Annotated in this window: 11 protein-coding genes and 1 pseudogene; 9 read left to right on the top strand and 3 right to left on the bottom strand. The window is 73.5% G+C overall.

Going from position 1 to position 11,813, the window contains the following annotated elements:
* Window positions 1-9 precede the first annotated feature (9 nt).
* The 5 genes from ABD361_RS28280 (at window position 10) to ABD361_RS28260 (ending at window position 6,194) form a co-directional block, all read left to right on the top strand.
* Window positions 10-1,515 carry a sugar ABC transporter ATP-binding protein gene (locus ABD361_RS28280; RefSeq protein WP_344439469.1) on the top strand — a complete coding sequence of 502 codons (1,506 nt, stop codon included), beginning with the start codon at window positions 10-12 and terminating at the stop codon, window positions 1,513-1,515.
* On the top strand, window positions 1,512-2,513 hold the full coding sequence (locus ABD361_RS28275; RefSeq protein ID WP_344439467.1) for an ABC transporter permease: 1,002 nt from the start codon (window positions 1,512-1,514) through the stop codon (window positions 2,511-2,513). Before ABD361_RS28280 ends, ABD361_RS28275 begins: the two co-directional genes overlap by 4 nt.
* A gap of 67 nt (window positions 2,514-2,580) precedes the next feature.
* Window positions 2,581-3,696 carry a substrate-binding domain-containing protein gene (locus ABD361_RS28270; protein WP_425583351.1) on the top strand — a complete coding sequence of 372 codons (1,116 nt, stop codon included), beginning with the start codon at window positions 2,581-2,583 and terminating at the stop codon, window positions 3,694-3,696.
* Window positions 3,697-3,828: 132 nt separating this feature from the next.
* Window positions 3,829-5,442: a class I adenylate-forming enzyme family protein gene (locus ABD361_RS28265; protein WP_344439463.1), complete on the top strand. Its 1,614-nt coding sequence runs from the start codon at window positions 3,829-3,831 to the stop codon at window positions 5,440-5,442.
* A complete protein-coding gene (locus ABD361_RS28260; protein WP_344439461.1) occupies window positions 5,433-6,194 on the top strand; it encodes a tRNA-dependent cyclodipeptide synthase in 762 nt (253 codons plus the stop codon). The genes ABD361_RS28265 and ABD361_RS28260 overlap by 10 nt, the downstream gene beginning before the upstream one ends.
* On the opposite strand, the gene ABD361_RS28255 is transcribed toward ABD361_RS28260, so the two are convergent.
* The gene (locus ABD361_RS28255; protein WP_344439459.1) at window positions 6,148-7,023 is read right to left on the bottom strand and encodes a YceI family protein; all 876 of its coding nucleotides are present in this window, start codon (window positions 7,021-7,023) and stop codon (window positions 6,148-6,150) included. The two genes, ABD361_RS28260 and ABD361_RS28255, sit on opposite strands and share 47 nt — an antisense overlap.
* A 228-nt stretch (window positions 7,024-7,251) precedes the next feature.
* On the opposite strand from ABD361_RS28255, the gene ABD361_RS28250 reads away from it, so the two are divergent.
* Complete coding sequence (locus ABD361_RS28250) at window positions 7,252-8,415, top strand: PP2C family protein-serine/threonine phosphatase (protein WP_344439457.1); 1,164 nt, start codon at window positions 7,252-7,254, stop codon at window positions 8,413-8,415.
* Window positions 8,416-8,434: 19 nt separating this feature from the next.
* Here the strand turns inward: ABD361_RS28250 and ABD361_RS28245 are convergent, their stop codons facing one another.
* Entirely contained in the window at window positions 8,435-8,893 is a 459-nt protein-coding gene (locus ABD361_RS28245; RefSeq protein WP_344439455.1) for an Lrp/AsnC family transcriptional regulator, read from the bottom strand.
* Between the two features lie 20 nt (window positions 8,894-8,913).
* Window positions 8,914-9,066 carry a hypothetical protein gene (locus ABD361_RS28240; protein WP_344439453.1) on the bottom strand — a complete coding sequence of 51 codons (153 nt, stop codon included), beginning with the start codon at window positions 9,064-9,066 and terminating at the stop codon, window positions 8,914-8,916.
* Between ABD361_RS28240 and ABD361_RS28235 the strand changes: the two genes are divergently transcribed.
* The 3 genes and pseudogenes from ABD361_RS28235 to ABD361_RS28225 form a co-directional block, all read left to right on the top strand.
* On the top strand, window positions 9,067-10,074 hold the full coding sequence (locus ABD361_RS28235) for an asparaginase (protein WP_344439451.1): 1,008 nt from the start codon (window positions 9,067-9,069) through the stop codon (window positions 10,072-10,074).
* A gap of 71 nt (window positions 10,075-10,145) precedes the next feature.
* Window positions 10,146-11,597, top strand: a complete 1,452-nt coding sequence (gene aspA / locus ABD361_RS28230; RefSeq protein WP_344439449.1) for an aspartate ammonia-lyase — start codon at window positions 10,146-10,148, stop codon at window positions 11,595-11,597.
* A gap of 74 nt (window positions 11,598-11,671) precedes the next feature.
* A pseudogene (locus ABD361_RS28225) lies at window positions 11,672-11,813 on the top strand (NAD-dependent malic enzyme); the annotation flags it as partial.

Below are 11,813 nucleotides of genomic sequence, written 5' to 3'. Positions count from 1 at the left end.
ATGACGGGCATGCGGCCCCCGGAGCCCCTCGTGCGCATCCGCGGCCTCGGCAAGCGGTTCGGCGGCACCCTCGCGCTGGACGGGGTCGACCTCGACATCCGCCCCGGCAGCGTCCTGGCCCTGCTCGGCCCCAACGGCGCGGGCAAGTCCACGCTCATCAAGGTGCTCGCGGGCGTGCACCGCGCGGACGCGGGCGAGGTGACCGTCGCCGGGCACCCGCTCGGCACGGAGGCGGCCTCGCGCGCGACGTCCTTCATCCACCAGGACCTCGGGCTCGTCGCGTGGATGACGGTCGCCGAGAACATCGCCCTGGGCACCGGCTACGCCCGCCGCGCGGGCCTGATCTCCTGGCCCGGCACCCGCGCCCGGTGCGCCGAGGCCCTGGACCTCGTCGCCGCCCACCTGGACCCGGACGCCGTCGTCGCCGGCCTGCCGCGGGCCGAGCGCTCGCTGGTGGCCATCGCCCGGGCCCTGGCCACCCGGGCCCCGGTGCTCGTCCTGGACGAACCGACAGCGAGCCTGCCCGCGGCGGACTGCGCCCGTCTCTTCGCCGTCCTGCGCGCCCTGCGCGACCGCGGCCGGGCAGTCGTCTTCGTCACCCACCGGCTGGACGAGGTGTACGAGGTCGCCGACACCTTCGCCGTGCTGCGCGACGGGCGCCTGGTCAGCCGGGGGCCGGTCGCCGGCCACGACCCCGCCCGCCTGGTGCACGACATCGTCGGCCACGACCCCGGCGGCCGGCACCGTTTCGCGACCCCGCCCCCGGGCCCGCCCGTGCTGACCCTGGACGGCGTGCGCACCGCGCGGACCGGGCCCTTGGAGCTCACGGTGCGTCCCGGCGAGGTCGTGGGCCTGGCGGGCCTGACCGGGTCCGGGCATGCGGCGGTGGGCCGCGCCCTGGCCGGCTGCGGTCCGCTGCTCGGCGGGCGCGTCCTGCTCGCCGGGCGGCCGTACCGGCCGGGCTCGGTGGCGGCCGCGGTCGGCGCCGGCGTGGGCCTGGTGACCGGCAACCGCCTGGAGGAGGGGTGCGCCGCCGAGCTGACCGTACGGGAGAACCTGCTGGCCGGGCCGCCCGCCGGCGGCCGGCGGGGCGCGCACTGGATCGGCACCGCGGCCGAACGGGCGAGGGCCGCGGCGCTGGTCGCACGGCTCGGGGTACGCCCGCCCGACACCGAGGCGCCGATCGCCGCGCTCTCCGGGGGCAACCAGCAAAAAGTCGTCCTCGGCCGGTGGCTGCCGCAGCACCTGCGGCTGCTGGTCCTGGAGGAGCCGACCGCGGGGATCGACGTCGGCGCGCGGGCCGCGGTCCACCGCCTGCTCGGGGAGGCGCTCGCGGGCGGGCTCGCCGTCCTGCTGGTCTCCACCGACTTCGAGGAGATCGCCGACGTGTGCCACCGGGCACTGGTCTTCGTGCGCGGATCCGTCGCGGCCCGCCCGGCCGGCCGTGAGCTGACCGCCACCGCCCTGACGCGCGCCGCCTCGGCCATGCCCGCCGTGACCGGGGCGCACGGGTGAGCGCCCGGCTGCGGCACCTGGTGGGACACCGGGTCGGGCACCTGGTGGGCGCCTACGGGCTGCTGGCACTGACCGTCGTGCTCTTCGCGGCCTTCTCCCTCGCGCTGCCGCGGACGTTCCCCACGCTCGACAACGTCTCCGCCGTACTGTCCAACCAGTCGATTCCCGCCCTGCTCGCGCTCGGCGCGACGCTGCCGATCGCGGCCGGCCGGTTCGACCTGTCGATCGGTTACGGCCTGGGCCTGGCCCACGTCCTGACGATGCAGCTGATCGTCGCCGAGGGGTGGCCCTGGCCGCTCGCCTGCCTGGTGGTGGTGCTCGGCGGGGCGGCCGCCGGGGTCGTCAACGGCCTGGTCGTCGAGTTCGCCAGGATCGACTCGTTCATCGCCACCCTCGGCACCGGCAGCATCATGTACGCCTTCACCGGGGCCCTCACCGGCGGGGCCCGGATCGTGCCCGGCCCGCACGGGCTGCCGCCCGCCTTCACCGCGCTGTACGACTCGTACCTCCTCGGGCTGCCGGTCGCCGCCTTCTACGTCCTGGCCCTGACGGTGCTGCTGTGGGTGCTGCTGGAGCGGCTCCCCCTCGGCCGGTACCTGTACGTCATCGGCTCCAACCGCCGCGCCGCCGACCTGCTCGGCGTCCCCGTCCGGCGCTGCATCACCTGTGCCTTCGCCGGCTCGGGGCTGGTGACCGGCGTCGCCGGTGTGCTGCTGGCCGCCGAGCAGCAGACCGGCAACCCGAGCGTGGGCCTGGACTACCTGCTGCCGGCGTTCGTCGGGGCGCTGCTGGGCTCCACCGCGATCCGGCCGGGCCGGGCCAACGCCCCGGGCACCCTGGTCGCCGTGAGCGTCCTCGCGGTCGGGCTGGCCGGCATCGAGCAGCTCGGCGCCCAGTTCTGGGTGACCCCGCTGTTCAACGGCGCCACCTTGCTCATCGCCGTCGGCCTGGCCGGCTGGGCCGCCCGCCGGCAGGTGCGCCGGCGGCGGACGGCCTGAAGGCGCGCGAGGAGTGCCCGTGCTCCGACGACGCAGGACCGCCCTGGGGGCGACGTTGCTCCTCGCGATGACGGCCGCGCCCCTCACCGGCTGCGAACGGGACGTCTCGACGGGGCCCGCGCCCTCCCCCGTACGGCCGACGGCGGCCGGCTGCCCCACGGCTCTGGCGCGCGCGACCGAGGCCGTCCGCCGGGCCGAGCGGACCGACGCCCGGTGGACCGGCCCGGTGGCCGGCCCGCGGGCGGCCCGCGGCAAGGAGGTGGTGTACGTGGCGCAGAGCATGACCAACCCCGGCGTCGCGGGCACGGCCCGGGGCGTACGGGACGCCGCGCGCGCCGCCGGCTGGAGCGTGCGGGTGCTCGACGGCCAGGGCACCCCCGCCGGCATCCAGGCGGCGTTCGGCGAGGCGGTGACGCTGCGGCCCGCCGGCATCGTCGTCGGCGGCTTCGACCCTCGCCTGACCTCCCGTCAGGTCGCCGCGGCCACCGCCCGGCACATCGTGCTCGTCGGCTGGCACGCGGTCGACGCCCCGGGCCCCAGCGCGGATCCGCCGCTGTTCTCCAACGTCACGACGCGCGTCGAGGACGTCGCGCGCACCAGCGCCGACTGGGTGATCACGCACTCCCGGGGCAGAGGAGGAGCGGTGCTGTTCACCGACGCCTCGATCCCCTTCGCCCGGCACAAGTCGCAGCTGATCAGGGCCGAGCTCGCCACCTGCCCGGGGGTGCGGCTGCTGGCCGAGGAGAACATCCCGCTGCCGGACACCGGCAGCCGCACCCCGCAGGCCGTCTCCTCGCTGCTGTCCCGCTACGGCGCGCGCTGGACGCACTCGGTGGCCATCAACGACGTGTACTTCGCCGATGCCGCCCCGGCCCTGCGGGCCGCTCGCAGGAAGGGAACCGGCGCCCCCTTCAACATCGGCGCGGGCGACGGCGACCCGTCCGCGTTCGAGCGCATCAACGAGGGCGCGTTCCAGACGGCGACCGTGCCCGAGCCGCTCGCCGCGCAGGGCTGGCAGATCGTCGACGAATTCAACCGCGCCTTCGCGGGCGCGCCCGCCAGCGGATACGTCACCCCCGCACACGTCGCCACCGCCGCCAACACCGGCGGCGCCACGACGTGGGACCCGCCCGGCTACCGCACGGCCTACCGCCGGATCTGGACGGGCGGCGGCGCGCGGTAACGGGAAAGCGTTGCGGAGATGACGGATTCCGTGGAATGCATCCCGGTGTCTTGACGCACGGTTTGAGCCGACTCTAGGGTCACCCCCGATCATCGTGACCGCTCGTCAGGCCACCGGCACTTGGGGGGATCGATGCGCAACGTCCGGCTGTGGAAGTCCGGTGTGGGGCTCCTCTTCGACCGCAGGGCGGAAGTCGGCAAGCCGATGATTTTCCGGCTGAGCCGCCCCCTCGATATCGATCCGGCGGGCCGGACCCTCCTCGACGTCGAGGAAATCGCCCAATACGTGCGGAATGCCGCCGGTGCGTTGCACGCGGCGGGAATCGGTCCCGGCGATCGGTTCGCGGTGTACAAGGACAACCATTTCGACTGCCTGTTGCTGGCCGCCGCCGGAATCAGGATCGGCGCGGTCCCCGTGATGCTGTCGGGCCTGCTGCCCCACGACTCGGTGCGTCCCCTGCTGCAGCGTGTCGAGCCGAAGCTGCTGGTGAGCAGCCGGCGGCTCCTGACGGGCAAGGGGAGCGACGTGAACGCGCTGTCCGCGTTCGCCGAGCGGACCTTGTGCCTCGACGGCGGCTTACCGGGCGCACTGGACTTCGCCGACCTCTACGGAAGCAGCGATCCGGTGCCCGCGCCACGGCGCGACGACGAACTGATGATGCTCACCCACACCTCGGGCACCACGGGCATTCCGAAGCTCATCATGTACACCCCGGCCAAACTCCAGGGGCAGATGGCCCGGTTGGAGTGCCGCCATCTGCCGCCGATCACCTTCCGGCGCGGCGACACGGTGGCGATGTCCACGCCGTACGTGCACGCCCGGGCCTTCACCTGGATCTATTCGGTCCTGACCCTCTCCCCCGGCAAGGTCCTGCTGGTGGCCGACAGCGATCCGCAGGTCGTCGGCCCGCTGTTCCGGCAGCACCGGCCCACCGTGATCGAGGGGCTGCCGATCGACTTCGCCCGGCTGGAGAAGCTCGCCGAGGAGCGCGAGCACAACGTCTTCTCCTCGGTGCGCATGTTCGTGGGCAACTTCGACGCGGTGCGCTGGTCGACGATCCGCACCTTCCTCAACGCCTCCCGGCACCCGTTCCCGCTGTGGCGCGAGGGCTACGGGCAGTCCGAGACCGGCGGGCTGGGCATGACCTTCATCACGCGCCGCACGGCGAACAAGCGGCGGGAGGAGCAGGCGGGCCCCCGCACGGTGGGGCGGCCGATGCCGGGATTCGTGCAGCTCAAGGTGGTGGATCCACAGACCTTCGAGCCGGTGCCGAACGGCCGGCCGGGCCTGGTGCTCGCCCGCACCAAGGCGCGGTGCATCGGCTACTACCGGGAGCCGGAGCGGTGGAGCGAGAAGGTCGTGGGCGAGTGGTGGAACACCGGCGACATCGGCATCAAGACCCGCAGCGGCAGCCTGAAGCTCCTGGACCGCGAGGTGAACCACACCCCGGGCGTGAGCTGGCTGGAGCAGGAGGACGTGCTCGTCGACCGCCTGCCCGTGGGACACGACGTGGCCCTGCTGCCGGTGCCCGACGGGCCGCCGGTCCCCGTGGTCGCCACGCCCGACGGCCGACTGGACGAGGAGCGATGGGCGAGGGCGGTGCGCGGGCTGCCCGCATTCGCCGAGCCGGTCGTCATCGGTTTCCCGGACATGCCCCGCACCGGAACCGGAAAGATCATCCGGGAGGAGCTCCGCCGGCGCTTCCTTTCCGGCGCCGAGCACCCGGGAACGGGGCGGTGGACGTGACGGCGGCGCAGAAGGGCGCGGTCGGCCGGCGCGAAACCCCGGCGTTCCGGCGGGGGCCCTTCGTCGTCGAGCCGTTCACGCCGTCCTGCCGCGCGGTCTGGGAGCGGCGGCAGCACGTGGTGTTCGGGGTCAGTCCCGGGAACAGCTATTTCCACGTGACGCGGCTGACCGAGCTGCTCGGCTGGTTGTGCACCGAATTCGCCCGCGTCGACGTGGTCATTCCGGATGCGGCGCTGGAGCACACGTACGCGGCCCTGGGCTATGACGCCCGCCGTGCGGCGAAAAAGGCGCGTGCCGAGATCAATGTCCTGCACAACCGGGTGGTGCGGGCCTGGAAGAGCAGTGGCGGACCGCGGGCGGCCGACGGCCTGCACCGGATGTCGGATCTGGTGTCGAACGACGTCTATCGCGAGAAACTCGCGCAATGCGAGCGGGCGCTGGGCGAGGACGGCGCCCTGTGGGAGACGTGCGCGCAGATGAGCAAGGACGTCCTGGCGGCCCGGGGGTACGACGGGCCGTTCACCCGGGAGCGCATCGAGCGGGCCATGGGATATCTGGTCGCCGAACTCCCCTTCTTCGTGGCGTCGGCCGATGTCTTCGGCGTTGCGTCGTCGCTGAACTTCTACCACCGGGCGCTGCCGCTGGCGGAGTTCGTCTTCTGCGGAACGTCCTCGATACCTGTCTCGCCCCGGCAGGGCTACGCCGTCATTCGCCCCGCTCCGGCACCGCCTGGATGTCCAGTTCGACCCTGATGGTGGTACCGATCATGACGATGCCGCGCTGCAGCATGGACCGCCAGTTGAGGGTGAAGTCCTCGCGGTGCAGCTCGGTGCCGGCCGAGCAGGCGGCCCGGGTCTCGCCGGCGATGCCGGTGCCGATGCCGAGGTAGCGGGTGTCCAGGGAGACGCTCCTGCTGACGCCGTGCAGGTTCAGCACCCCCTCCACGCTCCAGCGCGAGCCCCCTTTGTGCACGAAGCGGTCGCTGGTGAAGCGCATGTGGGGGTAGGCGGCGACGTTCAGGAAGTCCGCCGAGCGCAGGTGGTCGTCGCGCAGGGCGACGCCCGTGTCGATGCTCGCGGTGTCGATCAGTACGTCGAGGTGCGAGTGCTCCATGCGCTCGCCGACCCACAAGGTGCCCTGGAAGCGGTTGAACCGCCCGTGGATCTCGGCGAGGCCGATGTGCCGGGCGATGAAGCGCACCGCCGTGTGGTCGGGGTCGATGCGCCAGGGCCCCGGTGCCGGCATCGCGGGCGTCGGCGCGGTCTCCATGCCGATCGGGTCGAGGGCGGTGCGCGTCTGCTCCGTGCAGGCCACCGTCCGGCGCACCGGCTGGAAGCCCTCGGCCGTCACGGTCAGGCCGTACTCGCCGGGCGGGACGGTCGCGGCGAACCGGCCGTGCGGGTCGGTCTGCCCGTGGACGACCTCGCGGCCGGACGCGTCCCGGACGGATATCTCCGCGCGGTGCATCGGCAGCTGCACCGGGTCCAGGACAAGGCAGTCGAGCGCGCCCGCCCCGTCGGGGAGCGGGGCACCTGAATGCCGCGGGGAGTTCCGGAAACGGCGCAGCAGCGCGAGGGGCATCCCTGGGGACCCTTTCTCTGGTCGAAAGATGATCGACCGATAGACCATCACATCCGACCTTTACAAGGCAAAACGACTACTTGGCCTTGAAAATCGCCCCTACCCACCCTCAGCGGTCCTGAATCCCCCAGATCTCCCCAGGACATGCCGCCGATGGAGCAATGGGGGCGCGCGGCCGCGCACCACGGCAGGCTGATGCGTCCTGACCACGTCGCTGGGGAGTGATGGGTGAGCCGGCAGCACCGCCGCGGCACCGGGGCGGCCGCGCACCGCGGCAAGGCGGTGCGGCTGAGCGACGCCGGCGACCGGGCCCCCGCCCCGCCCCGCTGGATGCGCTGGCTGCCGGTGGCCTACGTCGCCGCCGTCCTGGCGCTGGAGCCGCTGACCCCGGTGCAGTGGCCGGTGAGCTTCGTGCTCATCGCGCTTCCCGCGGTCGCCGCCTTCGCCCTCGGCCCGGTCGGCGTCGCCGTCGCCACCTGCGTCGCCGTCACCTTCCTGGGGCTGCTGGCCGGTACGCCGTGCTGCGCGGGCCGCAGCTCCCACGACCTGTGGGAGCGGCACTACGTCGCCGCGTACCTGTGCACCGGGCTCGTGGGCGTCCTGGCGGTGGCCCTGGCGGGGTACCGGCGGCGGCAGGAGGCCCACCTGGTGCACGTCAATTCGGTGGCGGAGGCGCTGATGCGCACGCTGCTGCGGCCGGTGCCGGCCCGGGTGAACGGCGTCCTGGCCGCGGGCCTGTACCGGCCGGCGGAGTCGGGGACGATGGTCGGCGGTGACCTGTTCGACCTCCACGCCGCCCCGGCGGGCGTACGGGCCGTCATCGGCGACGTCCGCGGCAAGGGCCTGCAGGCGGTGCGCACCGTCGCCGACGTCCTGGGGGCCTTCCGGCAGGCCGCCTCCGAGCCGGGGGACCTGGTGGAGATCGCGGCCGGCATGGAGCGGCGCATCGCGCACGAGGCCGGGGCCCTGCAGGACGCGGAGCTGTTCGTCACGGCCACGCTCGTCGAGTACGACTCCGGCGCCCGGCAGGTGACCATCGTCAACCAGGGGCACATCGAGCCGGTGCTGATCTCCGCCGGCGAGGTGCAGGCGCTGACCGGACCGCCGTCACTGCCGCTGGGACTGGGCGCGCTGACCGGCGAGCGCCCCCTGGCCTACCGGCACCCCTTCGCCCCGGGCGACGTCCTGCTGCTGTGCACGGACGGCCTCGTCGAGGCCCGCGACGACAACGGCGGCTTCTACCCGCTCCTGGACCGGCTGCGGCAGCGCTTCGGCGCGCGCCCCGCCCCCACCCCCGTCGAGGTCGTCGACTTCCTCGACGGCGACCTGCCGTGCCACTCGCGGGCGTTCCACGACGACGTGGCCATCCTCGCCCTGGCCCCCGCGCTGTGAGCGAGGGCCGCGCCGGGCATCAGCGGTCGTCGACGGGCAGCCCCCGCGCCTCCTTGACCCGCTTCATGATGATCTGCGAGTTCACCTCGGTCACGCCGGACAGCGTGGTCAGGCGCTCGATCCACAGCCGCTCGTAGGCGGCGAGGTCGGCGACGGCGATGCGCAGCAGGCAGCCGGGGCTGCCGAACAGCCGGTAGGCCTCGATGACGTCGGGGATGTCCTGCAGCGCCGCCTCGAAGGCCTCGACGGCCTCCCGGTCGCGCCGGACCTCGACGGAGACGAGGACCTCGAAGCCCCGTCCGACGGCCTCGGGGTCGATCACCGCCCGGTAGCCCTGGATCACCCCGTCCTGCTCCAGCTGCCGGACGCGGCGCATGCACGGGGAGGACGTGAGCCCGACCCGCTGGGCGAGCTCCTGGATCGTCAGCCGGCCGTCGTTCTGGAGCTCGCGCAAGATGTTTCTGTCGATCTGGTCCATCGCGCAATTATCCACCACGGTTACCGCCGGAACGCGGCCGACTTGGCGATCCGATTGCGCGCGTTTCGTTTTATGGTTGCCCTCGGCCCGCCGACCGCGAACTGACGTGCGAGATGCACCTGCGCGGTGTCACCGGCCGCGATCATCAGCAGGAAGCGCAAGAGGAGCAGCACGTGGGACAGGTCGTCGTCATCAGCACCGGCGGGACGATCGCCAGCCGCTGGAAGGGCTCCGGCTACGCCGCCGACGCCGCCGGCGGGGACGTCCTGGCCACGGCCGCAGTGCCGGAGGGCGTGACCGTGCGGGTCGTCGACCTGATGAGCGTCAACAGCGCCCGGCTCACCACCGCGCACCAGCTGACGCTGCTGCGCACCGTGCACGAGGTGCTGGCCGACCCCGGCGTCGACGGCATCGTCGTCACGCACGGCACGGACACCCTGGAGGAGTCCGCCTTCCTGCTCGACCTGTACCACGACGACCCCCGCCCGGTCGTCCTCACCGGCGCCCAGCTCCCGCTCGGGGCAACGGACGGCGACGGCCCGCGCAACCTGCACGACGCACTGCTGACCGCGGCCACCGTGCGCGACCTCGGCGTCCTGGTCGTCTTCGACGGCAAGGTGCACGCCGCGCGCGGCACGATCAAGGTCCAGACGATAGCCGCCGACGCCTTCGCCGACCCCTCCGGCAGCCGCGTCGGCGACGTCCGCGACGGCGGCGTCGTCGTCCACCGGCGGCCGCAGCGCCCGGCGCCGCTCCCCCTGCCCCCGGCCACGCAGGCGTCGCCCCGGGTGGACGTCGTCATGCACCACTGCGACGGGGACCCGCTGCTGCTCAACGCCGCCGTCGGGGCCGGCGCCCAGGGCGTCGTCCTGATGGCGACGGGCGCGGGCAACGCCACCCCCGAGGTCTGCGCCGCCGTCGAGGCGGCCGTCGCCCGGGGCGTCCTGGTCGCCCTCACCACGCGGGTGCCCACCGGCCCGGTCGCGGAGATCTACACCCACGGCGGCGCGGTGGACCTCGTCGCCGGCGGTGCGGTCCTCACCGGCACCCTGCGCGCCGGACAGGCGCGGATCGCCGTGCTCGGCGCCGTCCTGTCCTCGACCGACCCGGCCGAGCGCACCCGTGCGCTGCGCCATGTGCTCGGCGCCACCGCCGCCGCTCCGGCGGGCGTCGCGGCCTGACCGCCCCCTCCCCCCTTCTCCCCCACGTTTCTCCCTCCACGCTTCTTTCCACGCACGTGATCGGATCCGTCATGCCCGCACCCGCCACCGTCCCCACGCACGACCCCGCGCAGGTGCGCACCGAGCACGACCTCCTGGGCGACCGGGACGTCCCCGCAGCCGCGTACTACGGCGTGCACACGCTGCGGGCCGTGGAGAACTTCCCCATCACCGGTACGCCGATCTCCGCCCACCCCGACCTCGTCGTCGCCCTCGCCTGCGTCAAGCAGGCCGCCGCCATGGCCAACCGCGACCTGGGCCTGCTGGAGGCGCGCAAGGCGGACGCCGTCGTGGCGGCCTGCGAGGAGATCCGCGCCGGAAAGCTGCACGACCAGTTCGTCGTGGACGTCGTCCAGGGCGGGGCCGGCACCTCCACCAACATGAACGCCAACGAGGTCGTCGCCAACCGGGCGCTGGAGCTCCTCGGCCACGCCAAGGGCGAGTACCGCCACCTCCACCCGCTGGAGGACGTCAACGCCGGGCAGAGCACCAACGACGTCTACCCCACGGCCGTCCGCATCGCCCTGCAGCTGTCCGCCGCCCGGCTGCTGGAGGCCATGGAGGTGCTGCGCACGGCCTTCGCGGCGAAGGCCGGCGAGTTCCGCGACGTGCTGAAGATGGGCCGCACGCAGCTGCAGGACGCGGTGCCGATGACGCTCGGCCAGGAGTTCGCGGCGTACGCCGTGATGCTGGCGGAGGACCGGGAGCGCCTGCGCGAGGCGTGCGCGCTGCTCGGCGAGATCAACCTCGGCGGCACCGCGATCGGCACCGGCCTCAACGCCCACCCCCGCTACGCCGAGGCGGCCTGCGGCCACCTGGGCGCGCTGACCGGTCTGCCGCTGAGCGTGGCCGGCGACCTCGTCGAGGCCACCCAGGACATGGGCGCCTTCGTCCAGCTCTCCGGTGTCCTCAAGCGGATCGCCGTCAAGCTCTCCAAGACCTGCAACGACCTGCGGCTGCTCTCGTGCGGCCCGCGCGCCGGCCTGGCCGAGATCAACCTGCCGCCGGTGCAGGCCGGCTCCAGCATCATGCCGGGCAAGGTCAACCCGGTGATCCCCGAGGTGGTCAACCAGATCGCCTTCGAGGTCGTCGGCAACGACGTGACGGTGACCATGGCCGCCGAGTCCGGCCAGCTCCAGCTCAACGCGTTCGAGCCGGTCATCGCCCACAGCCTCCTCAAGAGCCTGGCGCACCTGCGGGCCGGCTGCCTGACGCTGGCCGAGCGCTGCGTCAGCGGCATCACCGCCAACCGCGAGCACCTGGCGCAGCTCGTGGGCCAGTCCATCGGCCTGGCCACCGCGCTCAACCCGCACATCGGCTACGAACAGGCCACCGCCGTCGCCCAGGAGGCGCTGACCACCGGCGCGTCCGTGTACGACCTGGTGCTGGCCAAGGGCCTGCTCACCCCGGAGCGGCTCCAGGAGATCCTCCACCCGGACAACCTGGCCCGCCCGCACGACCGGGCCGCAGCCACGTCGGCCTGACACGCCTTTTCCGTTCCACCGATCCGTTCCGCCGATCACACCGATCACCACCGAAGCAAGGAAGTAGTACCCCCATGGCAACGGCGCCCAGCGTCTCGTACTCGATGACGGTCCGGCTGGAGGTTCCCGCGAGCGGGACCGCGGTCAGCGAGCTGACCACGGCCGTGGAGTCCTCGGGCGGGTCCGTCACCGGCCTGGACGTGACCGCCTCCGGCC

This window comes from Streptomyces luteosporeus, from assembly GCF_039532865.1.
In the GTDB taxonomy this organism is placed as follows: domain Bacteria; phylum Actinomycetota; class Actinomycetes; order Streptomycetales; family Streptomycetaceae; genus Streptomyces; species Streptomyces luteosporeus.
This window is presented reverse-complemented; position numbering and strand designations above follow the sequence as displayed.

Coding starts and splice junctions, on each gene's coding strand:
- ABD361_RS28280 (WP_344439469.1), top strand. CDS start 10: ATGCGGCCCCCGGAGCCCCTCGTGCGCATCCGCGGCCTCGGCAAGCGG.
- ABD361_RS28270 (WP_425583351.1), top strand. CDS start 2,581: ATGACGGCCGCGCCCCTCACCGGCTGCGAACGGGACGTCTCGACGGGG.
- ABD361_RS28265 (WP_344439463.1), top strand. CDS start 3,829: ATGCGCAACGTCCGGCTGTGGAAGTCCGGTGTGGGGCTCCTCTTCGAC.
- ABD361_RS28255 (WP_344439459.1), bottom strand. CDS start 7,023: ATGCCCCTCGCGCTGCTGCGCCGTTTCCGGAACTCCCCGCGGCATTCA.
- ABD361_RS28245 (WP_344439455.1), bottom strand. CDS start 8,893: ATGGACCAGATCGACAGAAACATCTTGCGCGAGCTCCAGAACGACGGC.
- aspA (WP_344439449.1), top strand. CDS start 10,146: ATGCCCGCACCCGCCACCGTCCCCACGCACGACCCCGCGCAGGTGCGC.